We start from the raw sequence: 17,345 nt of genomic DNA, 5'->3' as shown, positions 1-17,345 counted from the left end.
GAGTGTCAGTCAACTCATCTCTAGCTGACCCACCGCATTCGCCAGCAAGCCGGCTCCTACACGTTCTGTGGCGTACCGGGGTTTGTCATCCAAGCAGTCCAGCTCGCTTGCTGACGAACGCGAAGTGTCAGTCAACTCATCTCTAGCTGACCCACCGCATTCGCCAGCAAGCCGGCTCCTACACGTTCTGCAGCGTACCGGGATTTGTCATCCAGGCAGTCCAGCGTGCCAGCGGCAGCGGTCTTGAGGACGCACGGCTCTGCCGTTAGGCAGAACCAGTCAACGCCACCCGAAATAACGGACATAAACCCCCGGACTACTACGCAGAAACCGGCTCCACCTGCAAAACCCTGTCCTGCCTGCTCACCGGCCGATACAGCACAGCGTAATAAGCCCCCAGACAAATCAGCCAGCAAAACACCGCCGTCCAGACGTTGTGCGAAAAGAAATGCGCGCCCTGCAACATTCGCCCCACCGAAAACACCGTGCCCAGGCCAAACGCGAAGATCAGCCCCGCCTTGGCGAGACGCGGACGACGATCACGAAATACGAAAAACAACGCAAACAGCGTAAAGCCCGTCGCTGCATGCCCACCGGGCCAGCAACGGCCGGGTTTATCGGTAGGTGGGCGAGGGCTGAGCAATTCGCTGTAGGTTTCCTGGCCACCAAACTCGGTCAGGCTCCACGGACACTGAACCGCCGTCACCGCTTTAGCCGGCGTGACGAAACTGGTCGACAGCGCCATCGACAGCACCATGCATCCCAATTCGCGTTTCCAGGGTTTGAGTCGCCCGACGAAGAAAGAAGCCACAAGACCTGCGAGCGAAAACACCCCCAGCGCGATCACTACCTGTTTGGCACGATCATGCAGAACGTTTTCCAGAAAATAACTGTGCCTGCCGATGAACTCACCGGCCGCCGGGTCATAAGCCATCTTGGCGATGTCCATATCCAGGGAGGTCAGTTCCAGCAGCAACAAGACGATGGCAGTCAGCGCCGGAATGCCCAGATAAACCCACAGATTTATAGGGCGCGAGGCGGGCCGTTCGAAAACTTCGGACATGGTGAATCCCGTGTGATGACAAGCAGAACTGATAAGGACGACCTAAAGCGTTCGGCAGTCTGGGCCTGGGGCTGTCGCCGGGCTGTGAATCAAGAGTGAAAAAAACGTTATGCACAGCGGTGCTGGTTCTTGGGCTCGCTTGGCCTTAAGCTGCCGCCAACTCTGACCTGTCGAGCGCGCATCCGATGCCCGTTCGTCATGCCGACAACCGCATAGAGAGACATGCACCCATGAGAATTCTGCTGGTTGAAGACAACCGCGACATCCTGGCGAACCTGGCGGATTATCTGGGTTTGAAAGGCTACACCGTCGACTGCGCCCAGGATGGTCTGTCCGGGCTGCACCTGGCGGCGACCGAGCACTACGACCTGATCGTGCTCGACATCATGCTGCCTGGCATTGACGGCTACACCCTGTGCAAGCGCCTGCGTGAAGATGCCCGCCGCGATACACCGGTGATCATGCTCACCGCGCGCGACCAACTGGACGATCGCTTGCAGGGGTTCCGCTCCGGCGCCGACGATTACCTGCTCAAGCCGTTCGCGCTGTCGGAACTGGCTGCCCGTATCGAAGCGGTGTTGCGCCGCGCGCAGGGTGGCGGTCGTCGCACCTTGCAGGTCGCTGACCTGATCTACGACCTCGACACCCTGGAAGTGACCCGCGAGGGGCGCATGCTCAAGCTCAACCCGGTCGGCCTGAAACTGCTGGCGGTGCTGATGCAGAAAAGCCCCCACGTCCTGCGCCGGGAAATCCTCGAAGAAGCCTTGTGGGGCGACGACTGCCCGGACAGCGACAGCCTGCGCAGCCATGTTCACCAACTGCGTCAGGTGATCGACAAACCGTTCGCCAAACCGCTGCTGCAAACGGTGCATGGCGTGGGCTATCGCTTGGCCGAGGGCCGCGATGGAGTTTAAGCAGAGCCTCGCCCAGCGGATCATCATTGCTTTTGCCTTGATGAGCGCGCTGGTTGCCGGGTCATTCGCGATGGGCATCGTCGCGACGGTCCATCTGGTCGAAGAGAAACTGATTTCAGCGGGTCTGGGCGGTGACCTGACGCGCTTACTGCTGATGGACAGCGTCGAGGACTGGAGCCATCGGCCCGAGCCTGATCAGCTGTTCTACTTCAGCGGCGGACCGGGTGATTTCGAACTGCCCAAGGATTTGCGCCATCTGGAACCGGGGTTTCACGAAGTGTTCAGGGGCCCGCTGTCCTACCACGCGATGGTCGAGGTGGTTGACGGCCGGCATTACGTGCTGCTGCAGGATCAAAGCGATTTCGAGGAGCGCGAGCGCGTGTTGTTCGCGGTCGTGCTGGTCGGCTTCGTGCTGGCGCTGGCGCTGGCGGTCTTCCTGGGCTGGGTCTTGGCGCGCCGGGTGATGGCACCAGTGGTAAGACTGGCTCGCCAAGTGCGTCATCGGGACCAATTGCTGGGGTTGGCACCACCGCTGGCGCCGGATTACGCCGCCGATGAAGTGGGCGAACTGGCCGTGGCCTTCGACGCTACCTTGGGACGCCTGCGCGATGCATTGACCCGGGAGCGGATGTTCACCAGCGACGTCAGCCACGAGCTGCGAACGCCGCTGATGGTGCTCGCCAGCTCCTGTGAGCTGCTGTTGGAGAATCCGGCGCTCGATCAGCGCGCACGCGCACAGGTCGAGCGAGTAGGGCGGGCCTGCGAGGAAATGCGCGATCTGGTGCAGACGTTCCTCATGCTTGCCCGCACTCAGCGAGACGACGCCGGCATGAACCCGCAGTTGTCCCTGCAAGGCGCGGCTCAACAGTTACTGACGCTCTGGCGTGAGCCGATCGAAGCCAAAGGCTTGCGGCTGGAGTACTACCCTGAAAGCGCGTCTGAAACCCCGCATAACGCCACTTTCCTGTATGCGGTGATGGGCAATCTGCTGCGCAACGCGCTGCACTACACCGATCACGGATTCATTCGCCTCACGCTGCTGTCCGACGGCTTTACGGTCGAGGATTCGGGCGTCGGCATCCCGGAAGAAAAACGCGAAGCGATGTTTCAACCGTTCGTGCGTGGTAACGAAAAACGCGGTGAAGGGCTGGGCCTCGGTTTATCACTGGTTCAGCGTATCTGCGAGAACCAGGGCTGGACGGTCAGCCTCGACACAATGGAGCCGAACGGGTGCCGCTTCATCGTTCAATTCGAGCAAACGGCTGGCTCCAAGGGCTGACGGAACATTGCGCAGGAACGTATCGACAATGTAAATGTTGCTGCGGTCCTGGAAGTCATAGCAATATGCTAGCCCCATCACTTGGAAAAACCCCGTAACATTTGCGCCGGCCAAGGGACGTTTTTTTCACATCCGCATGACCTGAGGATGACGCAAATCCGCCTAGTTTCGGCTGTATCACTCCAGGAGATACAGCCATGGGCAAGCGGATCGAGCTCGATTTCTCGCGCAAATACGACGACGAACACGCCAGAAAATATCTACGCAAACACAAGGATGGATTGGCTCGGCGACTGTCTGATCGTCGCGACAAACAGTTGGCAAGACGCGCCCTGGCGCTCGCTGGCGAGCCGGGACTGGTGCTGGACTTGCCCTGTGGTGCGGGCCGTTTCTGGCCGTTGCTGGCGGAGAAAGCCAATCGCGTGATCATCGGGGCCGACAATTCGGCATCGATGGTCAAGACAGCGTGCGCAGCGCAACCGGCCGAGGTGGTGAAACGGGTACAACCCTTGCAGACATCTGCGTTCGCCATCGACATGCCGGACAACGCGGTGGACAACATCTTTTGCATGCGTCTTCTGCACCACGTCGGACAGGCCGGGGACAGAGCGGTGTTGTTGAACGAGTTTCATCGGGTCACTCGCGACAGCGTGATCATTTCGCTCTGGGTGGATGGGAATTTCAAGGCATGGAAACGCAAACGTGCTGAAAGTACCCGCCGACAGGGGGGGTATCAGAACCGCTTTGTGTTACCCGTGGCCACAGTAGAACCCGAATTTGAGAAGGCAGGATTTCGTATCCAGGAGCGCCTGGATTTCCTGCCGTTGTACGCCATGTGGCGTGTATATCTATTACGTAAGAGGTAACAGGATGGCCGTGGATTTCGCAGCAGAATTGACCGTTCCCGCCAAGGACCGTTTTGCCTATTTCTGGAACACCAAGGGCGATTGGGTGGAAGAGCCCAATGTACGTCGTGGTGGCGAAAGTGGCGTACAACGTGTCGTGTCGGAGAATGGCCGGCTGCTGTATGTCAAACGGCAGGTCGGCCACATCTATCGCAGCTGGCTGCATCCGTTTGGCCGCCCGACGGTGCTGCGTGAGCGTGACGCCCTCGAAGGCCTGCGCCAGCTCAACGTCAATGTGGCGCGCATCGTGTTCTGCGGTGCCGAACGCGACGAGAAGAATGAATGGCGTGCGTTGCTGGTAACGGCTTCGCTGGATGGTTTCGACGAATTCGAAAACTGGCTGAAGGCCGGTGGCCGCGAGCAGTATGGCGAAGCCGTCTACGAGCAAATGCTCAAGGAGTTGGCCATCAACCTCGCCCGCATGCACAAGGGCCGCTGGCAGCACAGCTGCATCTATATCAAGCACGTTTTCGTACGTGTGGTCGGCGAAGGCGCAAACGCCAAACCCGAAGTCGCATTGCTGGATCTGGAGAAATGCCGTCAGCGTCTGACTGCCTACGGGGCCGCTCAACATGACATGAAACAGCTGCGTCGCCATTCGTCGTTTCAACCAGCGGACTGGAAGAAGCTCGTCTACTTTTACGAAACGGCGTTTGGCAGCCCCATCAAAGGTTTAGATCGATGAAGTTAGAAGTCGCTCGAGGTTTGTTTTTAGTCGGAGCGTTGGGTGTCGCGTCCATCGCCCTGGCGGCTTGGGAGCAGCCCAAGGCACAGATTCTGAGCGCAGTACACGGTGAGGGACGGTGTCCCTTGCCGCGGGTGGCGAAGGCTACTTCGCCCGTACGCCCGGATCACGATCTTCTGTTGTTGATGTTCGGCCTGGCGCAGGGATCGGGGCCACAGCATTGAAATCACCTCCTGACTGAAAAGCCCCGATATTTCGGGGCTTTTTTTTGGCGTGGAGTGCGGGATGTGATTTTAGGTGTTGGTTTGAGAGCGGCGATTTCAAGTCAACCTAATCAGAGTCACCCCTCCTGGCCAACAACGTATAAACACACGGCAACACAAACAGGGTAAACAACGTTCCCACCGACATCCCGGTCGCAATCACCAGACCGATATCAAACCGGCTGACGGCTCCGGCGCCGCTGGCCAGAATCAGCGGCACCATACCAAACACCATCGCTGCCGTGGTCATCAGCACCGGGCGCAGCCGAATCGCCGCAGCTTCCTCTACCGCCTCACGCACGTTCAAGCCCTTGTCGCGACGCAGCGTGTTGGCGAATTCGACAATCAGGATCCCGTGTTTACTGATCAGCCCGATCAGCGTCACCAGCCCGACCTGGGTATAGATATTCAGCGTCGATACGCCGAGAAACAGCGGGATCAGCGCGCCGCAGATCGACAACGGCACCGTCACCAGAATCACCAGCGGATCGCGGAAGCTCTCGAACTGCGCGGCCAGCACCAGGAAGATCATCGCCAGCGCCAGCGCGAACGTGACCCACAGCGCGCTACCTTCCTGCACGAACTGACGCGACGCCCCGGCATAGTCATAGGCGAACCCGGCAGGCGCCTCTTCGCTGGCGATCTGCCGGACCGTTTCGATGGCTTCACCCATGCTCACCAGCGGAAAGCCGGAGATGATCGCCGAGTTCAGCTGCTGGAACTGATTGAGCTGACGCGGTCTGGCGCGGTCACTGACCTTGATCAGCGTCGATAGCGGCAACAGGGTGCCCTCGGCGTTTTTCACGTAGTAGTTCGACAGCCACTGCGGACTGTCGCGATACGCCCGTTCCACCTGCGCGATGACCTTGTAGCTGCGGCCGTCGATGGTGAACCGGTTGATCTCCGCTTCACCGAGCAAGGTCGCCAGGCTGCCCCCCAGATCCTGCATCGATACACCCATTTGCGCAGCCTTGGCACGGTCGATATCGACCACCACTTCCGGTTTGTCGAACGCCAGATCAAGGTCGAGGAAGGCGAACTTGCCGGATTCGCTGGCGCGTTTCTTGATCCGGTTCACCACTTCCAGCAGGGCCGCATAGTCGTTCGGTGTGTTGATCACGAATTGGAACGGCAGACCTTCACCGGTACCCGGCAGCGATGGCAGGTTGAAACCGAAAATCTGCAAACCGGTGATGCCTTCGAGCTTGGCTTGCACCTCCGGCAACAACTGCATCTGGGTGCGGTCGCGTTCGTCCCATGGTTTGAGCAGGAAGCCACCAACGCCGGTCTGTACGCCGTTGAAACCGTTGATCTGAAACGAGGAGTAGTACTCCGGGAACGCCTTGAAGATGCTGATGAACTGATCGGTGTACTTGTTCATGTAGTCGAGGTTGGTCGGCTGCGGCGAGGTGGCCATCATGAAAATGATGCCCTGATCTTCGTCCGGCGCCAGTTGCGACTGGCTGAACTTGAGGAACAGCGGAATCAGACACAGCACCAGCACCGCGAAGACGATCACCACTGGCCGGGTATTCAACGTGCCATGCAGCACGCGCTGATAACGCACCTTAAGGCTCTCGAAAATCTGATCGAGCCTGTGCGCCAGACCGCTGGGGTTTTCGTCGTGACGCAAGAGCAGGGCGCACATCATTGGCGACAGCGTGAGCGCGACGATGCCGGAAATCACCACCGCGCCCGCCAGTGTCAGGGCGAACTCCTTGAACAGCGCACCGGTCAGCCCTTCGAGAAAGCCGATCGGCGCATACACCGCAGCCAGGGTGATGGTCATCGACACCACCGGCATGGCGATTTCCCGAGCGCCTTCGAGCGCGGCATTCAGCGGCGTCTTGCCTTCCTCGATATGGCGATGGATGTTCTCCACCACCACGATGGCATCGTCCACCACCAGCCCGATGGCCAGCACCATCGCGAGCAGCGTCAGCAGGTTGATCGAGTAGCCCATCATCTGCATGAAGAACAGCACGCCGATCATCGACAGCGGGATGGTGATCACCGGGATCAGCACCGAACGCAGCGCACCGAGGAACAGGAACACCACAACGATGACGATCAGCACCGCTTCAATCAGGGTCTTCACCACTTCATGAATCGACGCCTGAATGAACAGCGTGGCGTCGTAGGCGATCGACGCTTTCAGGCTCGGCGGCAGCTGGCTTTCCAGCTCGGGCATGATTCGACGCACTTCCTTGATCACGTCCAGTGGGTTGGAACTGGGCGTGCCCTTGATGCCGATGTAGACCGAGGGTGTGCCGTCGAACGAACTCACCGTGTCGTAGTTTTCCGCGCCCATCTGGACCCGCGCCACATCGCCGAGCAACACGCGACTGTCACCCACGGTCTTGAGGGGAATCGCAGCGAAGGTTTCCGGGGATTTCAGATCGGTCGTCGCGTTTACGCTGGTGACCACGTACTCGCCTTTCACCTCACCGGCGGCAGACAGGAAGTTGTACTTGCGCACTGCGTCGGTGACGTCGTTGGCGGTCAGGCCGAAACCGGCGAGCTTCACCGGGTCCAGCCAGAGACGCATGGCGAACACCTGATTGCCGAGGATTTCCGCCTGCGCCATGCCCGGCAGAGTCGCAAGCTTCGGCTGTATGACCCGCGACAGGTAGTCGGTGATCTGCGGGTTGTTCAGCTCCGAGCTGTAGAAACTGATGTACATCAGCGCAGACGCGTCGGCTGCTTCCTTGGTCAGCACCGGATCTTCGGCATCCTGCGGCAGCTTGTTCTTCACCTCGTTGGCTTTGGCCAGCAGTTCGGTGTAGAGGCGGTCGCTGTTGGAGCCGATGCGCGCATAGATCGAAATCACCGAGAAATTCTGCCGACTCACCGAGGTCATGTAGTCGATGCCCTCGGCGCTCGCCAGACTTTGCTGCAGCGGTTGTGTGATGTAACCCTGAATGGTTTCGGCGTTGGCGCCGGGGTACGCCGTAGTCACGGTGATCAGGGCGTTTTCCATCTGCGGATACTGGCGGATGGTCAGCTTGCTGAATGCCTGGAAACCCAGCAGTACGATCAACAGGCTGATCACGCTGGCGAGCACGGGGCGACGGATGAAAGGGTCTGTAAATGCCATGAAAGCTCCTTTGAACAGTCAATCAGGATCAGTCAACCCTGGGCTGGTTGCTCTGTTCGACGGGGACTTCCTGATCGGCACTGATGGCGACGTGCGTGCCGTTATCGAGCTTCAACTGGCCACCGGTTACCACTTGTTCGCCCGCTTTCAATCCCTTGCTGATGATCACCAGCCCGCCACGGCGCTCACCGGTTTCGACGAAGCGTCGCTCCACGGCCAATTGCTGTTCGCCCTTGTCATTTTTTTCCGGCTCGCCATCGGCGCCGTTTTTCGGGACGACGACGTACACCGAATTGCCATACAGGGTGTAAGTGATGCTGCTCTCGGGCAGCACCAGTTCGCGCGTGTCCTGCCCGAGCATTACCTGCAGATTGGCGAACATCCCCGGCAACAGCTTGCCCTCGGGATTGGGCAGGGTGGCTCGCACCTGAACATTGCGCGTCGCGTCTTCAACCTTGGGGTTGATCGCACTGATGCGGGCTTTGAATATGCGCTCCGGATAGGCCGCCACGCTGACCTGTACCTGTTGACCGATAGCCAGTTTTGGCAGGACGTGCTCGGGCACGAAGAAGTCGGCATAAAGGCTGCTCAGGTCCTGCAATGTGGCGATCACTGTGCCGCTGGCGAGATAATCGCCGACGTCCACCTGGCGGATGCCGATAGTGCCGCTGAACGGCGCAAGGATGCGTTTCTTTGCCAGCGATGCGTTGAGCTGCGCGACCGTGGCGGCGGCTTTTTTCTGGCTGGCGGCGAGCTTGTCGAACTCACCTCTGGAGATGGCCGAGTCGCCCACAAGCTTGCTGCCACGCGCATAGTCGACCTGGGCCAGCCCCAAGTCAGCTTCGGCGGTGCCCAGCAGGGCTTTTTCCACGTCGCTGTCGAGTTGCAGCAATGGCTGGCCGAGCTTGACCTTTTGCCCAGATTCGAACTGCAGAGCCTTGACGGTACCTGCGACTTCCAGACTCAGGTTCACACCCTGCAAGGCCTTGAGGCTGCCAATGGCCGGCAGACGGCTTTGCCACGCACGCTCTTCCACAATCGCGACCGTGATGTTGATTGGCGGTTTGGGGGCGGTGAATTGCTGGATCTGCTTGTAGATCGAAAATGCCTTGTACCCTCCCAGGGCCAGCACCACGATCACCACAATCCCTAACATGATCAACATGCGGCGACGCAACATATTCCACTTCCTTTGGAAAACAGATGAATCAGGCGAGCACGTTAGTCGTGTCGCGTTTTAGTTGCCAGTAGCACATGAAAGGTGGCTTGGTGTTGGCTTGGAATTGTCACTTTGACGCCCTCAAGCGAACTCCCAAAACAAACAACTCGCTCCTTCACACCAGATGCAAATGGTTATCCCAAAGCCCCGCTGGCAACTCCAGTGGCTGCGCAACCAAGGTGCTCTGACGGCAATCGTAGAATCGGCAGCGGCCCTGGCCCGAGGTCACGACAAAACCATCGGCCACCGCGCCGACTCCCGCGCAATCGGGCAACGGCGCATCGAGTCGAACCGCGCCGCTGTCCAGATCCCAGATGAAGAAACGATTGCCACGCGGTGCCGTTAACGCCACCAGCCGCAATTCGTCATGCACGGCGACGCTCGCGGTGTAATGGGCCATGGCCTGCAACTGCTGTTCGGCCACCGCAAATGCCTGAAACGGCTGTCCCGGACGCTTGATCGCCAGCAGCTCGGCAGACTCATGGGACGGTCCCATGAACTGCTGACCGGCAACGATGGTGCCATCGCTGGCAATCGCCATATGCCGCACGCTGTTCATCTGCTGCGACAGGGTCTCCTTGCTCAATAGCGTGCCGTCCCGTCGCATCAGCACCAGACTCGGCTCCATGGCGTCGAGGTTCATCTCGACACGGCTCTCCGCTTCGGTACGTATGCCGCCGTTGGCCACGACCAGGGTTTCTCCGTCCGGCAACCACGACACCTGATGCGGCCCGATCCCGTGGGTGGAAATCTCGCCTGCGTGTTCCAGACGCGCGCCGACGAATCGATACACACCGAGCAGACCTCGACCCGGTTCGGTGGTGTCGTTCTCGGTGGCGTACAGCCATTCGCCGCTCTTGTGGATCACCGCGTGGCCGTAGAAATGTCGATCGGGCCTGGAGGTGATGGTCTGCAGCAGACGACCATCGCGAAGGTCGATCAGGTAGCTTTCAGTCCCGGGCCTTCTGGCGACGAACAACGCAATCGGCAGTTGCGGGTGATTGATGATGTCGTGGCAACGCTGGGCAACCTGAGTGGCGAAGACCTGAGTGCCGTCCACGCGATAGCCCACGGCATAGTGCTGGCCATTGCCGTTGTCGCGAGCGGACAGCAGCAGCGGGCTTTCGCCTTTCTTTCTGAACAGCGTCCAGCCACCCAAGGTGCAGGCGCTGAGGACAAGACTGCCGAGAGCAAGAGCCTGACGTCGCAACATATCAGTCACCATCATTGGCGTTGAAACCCAGCTGAATGCCCAGCGCCCTGGCCAGTTCGCCTTCGTGCAGGCGGTGAACCACGTTGAGGCTGTCGTAGAACGCGTTCAGCTGCTGGCGGCCCTGTTCGGTGGCCAACAGCTCGACCAAAGGCGGCTGCAAGGCTGTCAGCTGTTTGCGGCTTTCTGCGTAGGCAGCATCGATCTTGTCCGCCAGTGGTTTCTGTTCGGCGGACAACAGACCACGCAAGCCCTTGTTATCGACACCCGACCACACCGCCTCAGCACTCGCCAGGCTGGCCTGCAGGCTGCTCAAGGACGCATTGCTGCGCCAGGCTTCGGCCTGGAACGGCTGCGGTAGCCCCTTGGACTGGCGGCCCAGCGGCGTGCCGAGTTTTTTCTTCAAGGTGTCCAGCGCGGTGACTTGCACGCGCAGCAATTCAGCGATGGCCTCGTGGGAATCGGCATAGCGCTGGTTGGGGAACTTGCTCAGCTGCGCGAGCATGCCATCGGTGCTGTTCCAGCCGTTGAGGATTTCCTCGGCCAGGGCTTTCTGGCGATCGCCAATGGCGGTCAGCAGCGGGCAATAGCGAGTTTTCTGCTCGGTGCTGGCCATGTCGATGTTGGCGTCGAACAGGATGTATTCATAGGCTGACAGGCCCTGCACCACGACGCTGGATTTGGCCAATGCATCGGCGCTGATCTGAGGCTGAGCGCTGACCAGTTGCTCGACCTGACGACCGACGAGGTTTTTCTTGTCGGGCCAGAACTGGATCTGCCAGGAGCGGTTGCCCTCTGCCAGCGGGCCGATCAGCAGTGGCTGCAGTTCGGCCCAGGCCTTTTGAGCATGAAGGAAGTCGGCGCGAGCTGTGTTCAGATCGGTTTTGCCTTCACAGAAGGCCAGCGCGCTGACCGCCAGTTGCCGGTCAGCATCAACCCAGCGGCTGTAAGTCGGCAGGATCACTTGCCTGGCAATGGCGGCAGACGTCATCGCCTGCGGATCCGAGGGCGCACAGGCACCCAGCGCGAGCGCGGCGAGGCTGGTCCACAACAGCTTGGGACGGAACATGTCCGGCTCCTTATCTTTCAGAAATGAGGTTTATAGAGAATTCAGGAACGCCAGCAGGGCTGCCCGCTGTTGCTCATCGAACGCCAGCACCTGACGCTGCGCGGGCAATGCTTCGCCGCCATGCCAGAGCACTGCTTCCATCAGATTGCGGGCGCGCCCGTCGTGCAAAAACTGGGTGTGGCCGCTGACCGTCTCGGTCAGGCCGATGCCCCACAAAGGCGGGGTTCGCCATTGCCGGCCGCTTGCCTGAAATTCACTGAGGTTGTCTGCCAGCCCTTCGCCCATGTCGTGCAGCAGCAGGTCGGTGTACGGCCGGATCACTTGATTCGCCAGTTCCGGCTCCGCAGCGTCGGCGGAGGTCGTGAACTGCGGCGTATGACACTGCTGGCAGCCGGCCTTGAAGAACAGATTCTTGCCTTGCAGCACCTGCGGGTCAGCGACATCACGCCGGGCCGGAACGCCCAGATTGCGGGTGTAGAACGTGATCAGCCGCAGAATGTTGTCGCTGACTTCGGGCTCGCCGTTGGGTCCATTGCCGCTGGGCGCTGCGAGGCAGGCAGTCTGCGAAGGAGTGCAGTCGTCGACGGATTTCAGGCTGGTGGTCAGGCCCATGTCACCGGCCAGCGCATGGACGTTCTGCTGATTGATGTTGGGCTGCGAGGCTTTCCAGCCAAAGCGCCCAAGGACCGTTTTCTGCTGCACGTCGTCCCAGACCATGTTGGGCGTGCCAGTGATGCCGCTGTCATTGGCGTCATCGGGATTGGCGTTGGCGAGAATCGCCGCTTCCGGGATCGCCTCCAGCAGACCGAGGCCGATCATTGGTGGCGCAATGCGCGCCGATTTACGGGCCTGTGGGTGCATGGGGCCGTAGCCAAGCTGGGTGATACGCAGCGTAGGGCGACGCAGATGAGCGGGGGTGCCGTCGCGAAAATGCACGGTCATCGAGTCGTATTCGACGCGCACCTTGGCCTCAGGCGTGACACCAGGAATGGCCATGTCCTGCAGTTGGATGCCATAGACCGGCTCGGGTGTCAGCCCCTGTTGCCGAGCTGTCTCGGCAAAGGCCGGGTCATCGGGAATGGACAGGCGCACCAACATTGAAACAGCGTTGTCGGCACCGGGTTCGGGCGGGTGACCGCGACCGTCCTTGATGTGGCAGTTCTGGCAGGCGTTGGTGTTGAACAGCGGACCGAGACCGTCCCGCGCGGTAGTGGTCGAGGGAGCGATTACCCACGGGTTGCGGAAAAAGCTGTTGCCCACGCTGAAGTCCAGGCGCCGCGTGGGTGAAAGGTTGGCCGAGGGCAGGGAAAATGCGTTGCGGTCGCTGCGATTGACGGTCGCGGCTCCGCCCGATCGGGCTTCGCCCGGCTCTGCAGCGGTGAAACGCGGGGCGTCATCGCACCCGCCAAGGGCCGAGGCCATCAGCAGGAAAAACGAAAGACGAAACCGCGCAGTCATACAGATCCTGCAAAGGGGTGGAAATCGGGGCGAGCAAGCTTACCAGCCCCGTCATGGACGAATAAGAGGGATTAGCGTTTGTAAGTGCCTCTCGAAACGTGTTGTTACCAATTTGCTGGCGGGGCGGGCGCCTGGCCAGCGAACGTTCTCAGATGCCGGTGATTTCCAGCGAAGGGTTCTCCACCAACAGCTGCATCAAACGTCGTTCCCCTTCGATTACTTTGAATGATCGGTAGTCGCCGATACCGTCGAGCTGGCGTTCGCGTTCGCGGATGGCCAGCTCCTTGGCCCGCTCATAGCCGTAGTGCTCGACTCTGAATGACTTTGTCACGCTGCTGCCATTACGCAACGTGGTGCGCGCCACCCAATAGGCGATGCCGGTGTAGCAGCGGTAGTGCACGCCGGGATAGCCGCTGGTGTTAGTGGCGATGATGCGTTGGCGGATGTCGCGGCTGAGCTTGGGGAGGTGGGTCAGTATCAGCTCATCGCGGCAGGCGTCAGCGGCCTTGCGGGCGGCTTCACGTCCGCCATAGCGAGAGAATGAGAAGAGTCTGTTGAAGGTCCTGCCATCGCGATAGATCGTCACTTTCCAGGCGCGCGGCCCCTTGATGCCGACTAGCAGATGGATTCCATAATTGTTGGCTTTGAGCTTGCTGACGCGGCGCCTTTTCTTGTTTCTCTTGGGCACTGTCTCTCTCCTCCTGGATGGGATGGGGTCAAGGAAGTGCGCATGATCGACGGCGAATTGGGGGGGTTCAATCCGACAGAGAGTGAACAGGAAACTCCCTACACAACTTACGGATCGGTCCTCGGAAGGCCCTTATTCATAAGGGCAGCGCGGGTATTTCGCGGCCAAAAAAAAGCCAACCCGTGTAAGGGTTGGCTGTTTTTTTCACGGTGTCCGAACGCGCTATTGCGCGCGGTGGCGGCGATCAGAACTCGTGGTCGGCGTTGTCCGGGTTCAGATCGGTGATGCCCAGCCTGCCCGCGGCCTGCTCGATGGCGCTGGTCTGTTTGACCAGTGCGGCGATGGCGTCGCGAACCACCTGGTTGCCCGCGGTGTTGCCAGCCGCGATCAGCTGATCAAAGTGCTCGCCCTTGTCGGCGTGATCGACGATGACTTGCAGGCTAGCCTGAGTCGCATCCAGATCGGCGCGCACGGTGCTGTCGGTCGCAGCGTCGACCTTGGCTACCAGCGAGGACAGGCTCGGGCCGCTGACCTTGCTGCCGTCTACGCGGGTGTATTCGCCCAGGTAAACATTGCGGATGCCCAGGCCGTTGTAGAAGTGCGAGTTATGGGTGTTGTCGCTGAAGCAGTCATGTTCGTCTTCGCTGGAATTGGCTTCCAGCGCCACCTTCATGCGCTCGCCCGCCAGTTCACCCAGCGACAGGCTGCCCATGCCGAACAGCATTTTGCGCAGGCCGCTTTCACCCGATTCGGCTTCCAGCGTGGCGCGGTAGTTGTCGGCGACGCCCGGTTTCCAGTTGCCGACCATCTCTTCCAGATCGCTCACCAGCAGGTCAGTGGCGGCTTTCAGGTAAGCGCGACGACGATCGTTGTGGCCTCCGGTTGCGCCGGGGCCTTCGAGGTAATCGCTGGCGGGGCGTTCGCCGGCACCTGGGCCGGTGCCATGCAGATCCTGGCCCCAGAGCAGGAACTCGATGGCGTGGTAGCCCGTGGCGACGTTGGCTTCGGAACCGCCCAGCTCGTTCAGGCTGGCCAGTTTCTCGGGGGTGATTTCGCTGACATCGACCTTGTCTTCGCCGACCTGTACCGAGGTGTTGGCGATGATGTTGGCGGTTGCGCCAGGATTGCCCAACGCATGCTGGTAATCCTTGGCGACATAGTCGATCAGGCCTTCATCCAGCGGCCAGGCGTTCACCTGACCTTCCCAGTCATCGATGATGGTATTGCCGAAGCGGAACACTTCGGTCTGCATGTACGGGATACGCGCTGCCAGCCACGCATCGCGAGCGGCTTTCAACGTCTGGTCGTTGGGGGTAGCGAGGAAGGCGTCGATGGCGGTGCTGAGCGTCTTCGCAGTGGATTCGGCGTCGCTGAATGCGGCGAACACGATGTCCGCGTAGTTTGCGACCACAGCCTTCGCTGCGGCGTCGCTGGTCTGCGTTGGCGTTGGCGTTGGCGTTGGCGTGGCAGTCGGTGCCTGGGCGGCGGCGGGAGCGGAAGTTGGCGCGGCGGCGGCGGGCTTGTCCTTGCCTTGGTCACAAGCAGCCAAAGCGATAGCGATGGCCAGCAGACTGGCGGTAGCCAGGGGCTTACGAATCATGACGGAATCCTGCGTCGAAGAAGTTTGTGAACGGTGGCGAACGCCAAAAAAAGCCGGGCCATGATGCGAAAGATTTGCATTCTGTGTAAAGGCAAAAGGCAGTGGTGCGGGGAGGGGAGGTATTTCAAGCTGTTACAAGGATTTTAGGCAGGTCATAGTTGGATGTGATCGCCGCAGTCGTTCGGCTTGCCGGCGATGGCGATTTCAATTGCCTCACCGCCGCAAGCCGCGCTGCTACAGGTTCAGGGCCGCAACGGCAGATTGGGGATGCGCCTTACAACACCCCAACCTGCGTCCGCTGCGCCTGTTTCAGGTAAGCCAGCAACTCCCGAGCCTGCAGCGGCTTGCTATAGAAATAGCCCTGACCTTCATGGCAGCCCTCGGAAATGATGTATGCCTCTTGCTCGGTGGTTTCCACGCCTTCGGCGATGACCTGCATCCCCAGGCTTTTGCCCAGTTGAATGATGGCGCGCACGATGGTGGCGTCGTCATCATCGTCGATCAGGTCTTGAACGAAGCTCTTGTCGATCTTGATCTTGTCCAGCGGCAGACTTTTCAGATAGCTCAGCGACGAATAGCCGGTCCCGAAGTCATCGATGGCGATCAACGCGCCGGAGCGGCGCAGGCTGAGCAGGTGCTGGGCGGCGGTGCTGATGTCTTCCATCAGGCCGGTTTCGGTGACTTCCAGCTCCAGGCTGCGCGGCGGCAGGCGGTAGATCTGCAGCAGATTGTTCACCACCCGCGGCAGTTCGGAGTGGTGCAGTTGTACAGTCGACAGGTTCACCGCCATGCGCAGGTCGGCGAAGCCCTGATCGTGCCATTCGCGCAGCTGTTTGCAGGCTTGATCCAGCACCCACTCGCCAATGGCGATGATCGTGCCGTTCTGTTCGGCCAGCGGAATGAACAGATCAGGAGGCACGAAACCGTGCTCGGGGTGGGTCCAGCGGATCAGCGCCTCGACGCCCACCACTCGGTGATCGCGATAGCTGATCTGCGGCTGATAAACAAGATGAAACTGATTGCGCACCAGGGCTTCGCGCAGGTCTTTTTCCAGCTCACGGCGGCGACGCATTTCGCTGTCGACGCTGGCAATGTAGAACTGATAGCGATTGCGCGAACGGGTCTTGGCCAGGGTCATGGTCTGTTCGGCTTTCTGCAGCAGCTTCTCGGTACTGTCGCCGTCTTCCGGGAACAGCGTGATGCCGATGGTGGCGCGCAGGTGAATTTCTTCCCCATCCACATCGAACGGCGCTTCCAGATCGTCGAGGATGTTCTGCGCCAGTTCAGCGGCCTCATAAGGCTGTTCGATATCGGCCTGGACCAACGCGAACTGATCGCCCCCCAGACGCGCCAGCGCGCCCAGACGACCGCTGTGACCACGCAGGCGGTCCGCCAACGCCAGCAGCAACTGGTCGCCGGCCTGATAACTGAATTGCTCGTTAATGCCTTTGAAATCGTCCAGACCCACGCACAGGACGGCGACGCGGTGCTGTACGCGACCGGCATCCACTAGAATCTTGTCCAGTTGCTGCTGCAGTTGCTGGCGATTGGGCAGACCGGTGAGAAAGTCATATTGCGCCATGCGCAGCAGACTGGATTCAGCCTCGTGACGCAGATGGGTGTTGCGTTCGATCGAGGCGAGCAACTGGTTGGCGGTGTTGACCCACATGCCCAGTTCGTTCTTTTCGTGGCCTTTGAGCACGGGTAACTGATGTTCGCTGGGGCGGTCGGGGTTGATGCTGGTCAGGTGTTCGATGATCCGCGACAGCGGCTTGGTCAGCAGCCAGTGATAGACCAGATACAACACCAGGCCCATCGCCAGCGCGCGCAACACACCGGCGATGAAGATGATCATCGAGTTGGTCAGGAAGCCTTCGCCGTAAGTGGCGGTGTCC

The 17,345-nt window shown here is 60.2% G+C and carries 14 protein-coding genes; 5 read left to right on the top strand and 9 right to left on the bottom strand.

Annotation, left to right across the window (positions count from 1 at the left end):
- Window positions 1–319: 319 nt before the first annotated feature.
- Window positions 320–1,063 carry a phosphatase PAP2 family protein gene (locus ACRER8_RS15770; RefSeq protein WP_431747167.1) on the bottom strand — a complete coding sequence of 248 codons (744 nt, stop codon included), beginning with the start codon at window positions 1,061–1,063 and terminating at the stop codon, window positions 320–322.
- A gap of 230 nt (window positions 1,064–1,293) precedes the next feature.
- On the opposite strand from ACRER8_RS15770, the gene colR reads away from it, so the two are divergent.
- The 5 genes from colR (at window position 1,294) to ACRER8_RS15745 (ending at window position 5,070) form a co-directional block, all read left to right on the top strand.
- Complete coding sequence (colR, locus tag ACRER8_RS15765) at window positions 1,294–1,977, top strand: two-component system response regulator ColR (RefSeq protein WP_081565296.1); 684 nt, start codon at window positions 1,294–1,296, stop codon at window positions 1,975–1,977.
- Entirely contained in the window at window positions 1,967–3,256 is a 1,290-nt protein-coding gene (locus ACRER8_RS15760; protein WP_431747166.1) for a sensor histidine kinase, read from the top strand. The genes colR and ACRER8_RS15760 overlap by 11 nt, the downstream gene beginning before the upstream one ends.
- A 197-nt stretch (window positions 3,257–3,453) precedes the next feature.
- Complete coding sequence (locus tag ACRER8_RS15755) at window positions 3,454–4,122, top strand: class I SAM-dependent methyltransferase (RefSeq protein WP_431747165.1); 669 nt, start codon at window positions 3,454–3,456, stop codon at window positions 4,120–4,122.
- Window positions 4,123–4,126: 4 nt separating this feature from the next.
- Window positions 4,127–4,846 carry a lipopolysaccharide kinase InaA family protein gene (locus ACRER8_RS15750; protein ID WP_431747164.1) on the top strand — a complete coding sequence of 240 codons (720 nt, stop codon included), beginning with the start codon at window positions 4,127–4,129 and terminating at the stop codon, window positions 4,844–4,846.
- Window positions 4,843–5,070, top strand: a complete 228-nt coding sequence (locus ACRER8_RS15745) for a hypothetical protein (RefSeq protein WP_431747163.1) — start codon at window positions 4,843–4,845, stop codon at window positions 5,068–5,070. Before ACRER8_RS15750 ends, ACRER8_RS15745 begins: the two co-directional genes overlap by 4 nt.
- 106 nt (window positions 5,071–5,176) lie before the next feature.
- Here ACRER8_RS15745 and ACRER8_RS15740 read toward each other — a convergent pair whose 3' ends face one another.
- The 8 genes from ACRER8_RS15740 to ACRER8_RS15705 form a co-directional block, all read right to left on the bottom strand.
- Entirely contained in the window at window positions 5,177–8,206 is a 3,030-nt protein-coding gene (locus tag ACRER8_RS15740) for a multidrug efflux RND transporter permease subunit (RefSeq protein WP_431747162.1), read from the bottom strand.
- Between the two features lie 28 nt (window positions 8,207–8,234).
- On the bottom strand, window positions 8,235–9,386 hold the full coding sequence (locus ACRER8_RS15735; protein ID WP_431747161.1) for an efflux RND transporter periplasmic adaptor subunit: 1,152 nt from the start codon (window positions 9,384–9,386) through the stop codon (window positions 8,235–8,237).
- Window positions 9,387–9,540: 154 nt separating this feature from the next.
- Window positions 9,541–10,638 (bottom strand): DUF1513 domain-containing protein, encoded by a 1,098-nt coding sequence (locus ACRER8_RS15730; protein ID WP_431747160.1) that lies wholly within the window; start codon window positions 10,636–10,638, stop codon window positions 9,541–9,543.
- A gap of 1 nt (window position 10,639) precedes the next feature.
- Window positions 10,640–11,704, bottom strand: a complete 1,065-nt coding sequence (locus tag ACRER8_RS15725) for an imelysin family protein (protein WP_431747159.1) — start codon at window positions 11,702–11,704, stop codon at window positions 10,640–10,642.
- A gap of 30 nt (window positions 11,705–11,734) precedes the next feature.
- The gene (locus tag ACRER8_RS15720) at window positions 11,735–13,162 is read right to left on the bottom strand and encodes a di-heme oxidoredictase family protein (protein ID WP_431747158.1); all 1,428 of its coding nucleotides are present in this window, start codon (window positions 13,160–13,162) and stop codon (window positions 11,735–11,737) included.
- Window positions 13,163–13,310: 148 nt separating this feature from the next.
- Entirely contained in the window at window positions 13,311–13,850 is a 540-nt protein-coding gene (locus ACRER8_RS15715) for an AP2/ERF family transcription factor (protein ID WP_431747157.1), read from the bottom strand.
- 244 nt (window positions 13,851–14,094) lie between these two features.
- Window positions 14,095–15,450, bottom strand: a complete 1,356-nt coding sequence (locus ACRER8_RS15710; RefSeq protein WP_431747156.1) for an imelysin family protein — start codon at window positions 15,448–15,450, stop codon at window positions 14,095–14,097.
- A gap of 274 nt (window positions 15,451–15,724) precedes the next feature.
- Window positions 15,725–17,345: putative bifunctional diguanylate cyclase/phosphodiesterase (locus ACRER8_RS15705; RefSeq protein WP_431747155.1), on the bottom strand; the 1,621-nt coding region annotated here is incomplete at its 5' end.

The organism is Pseudomonas sp. (assembly GCF_050739935.1).
Lineage (GTDB): Bacteria > Pseudomonadota > Gammaproteobacteria > Pseudomonadales > Pseudomonadaceae > Aquipseudomonas.
Note: the sequence above shows the minus strand (reverse complement) of the source record. Positions and strands in the feature narration are given on the sequence as shown.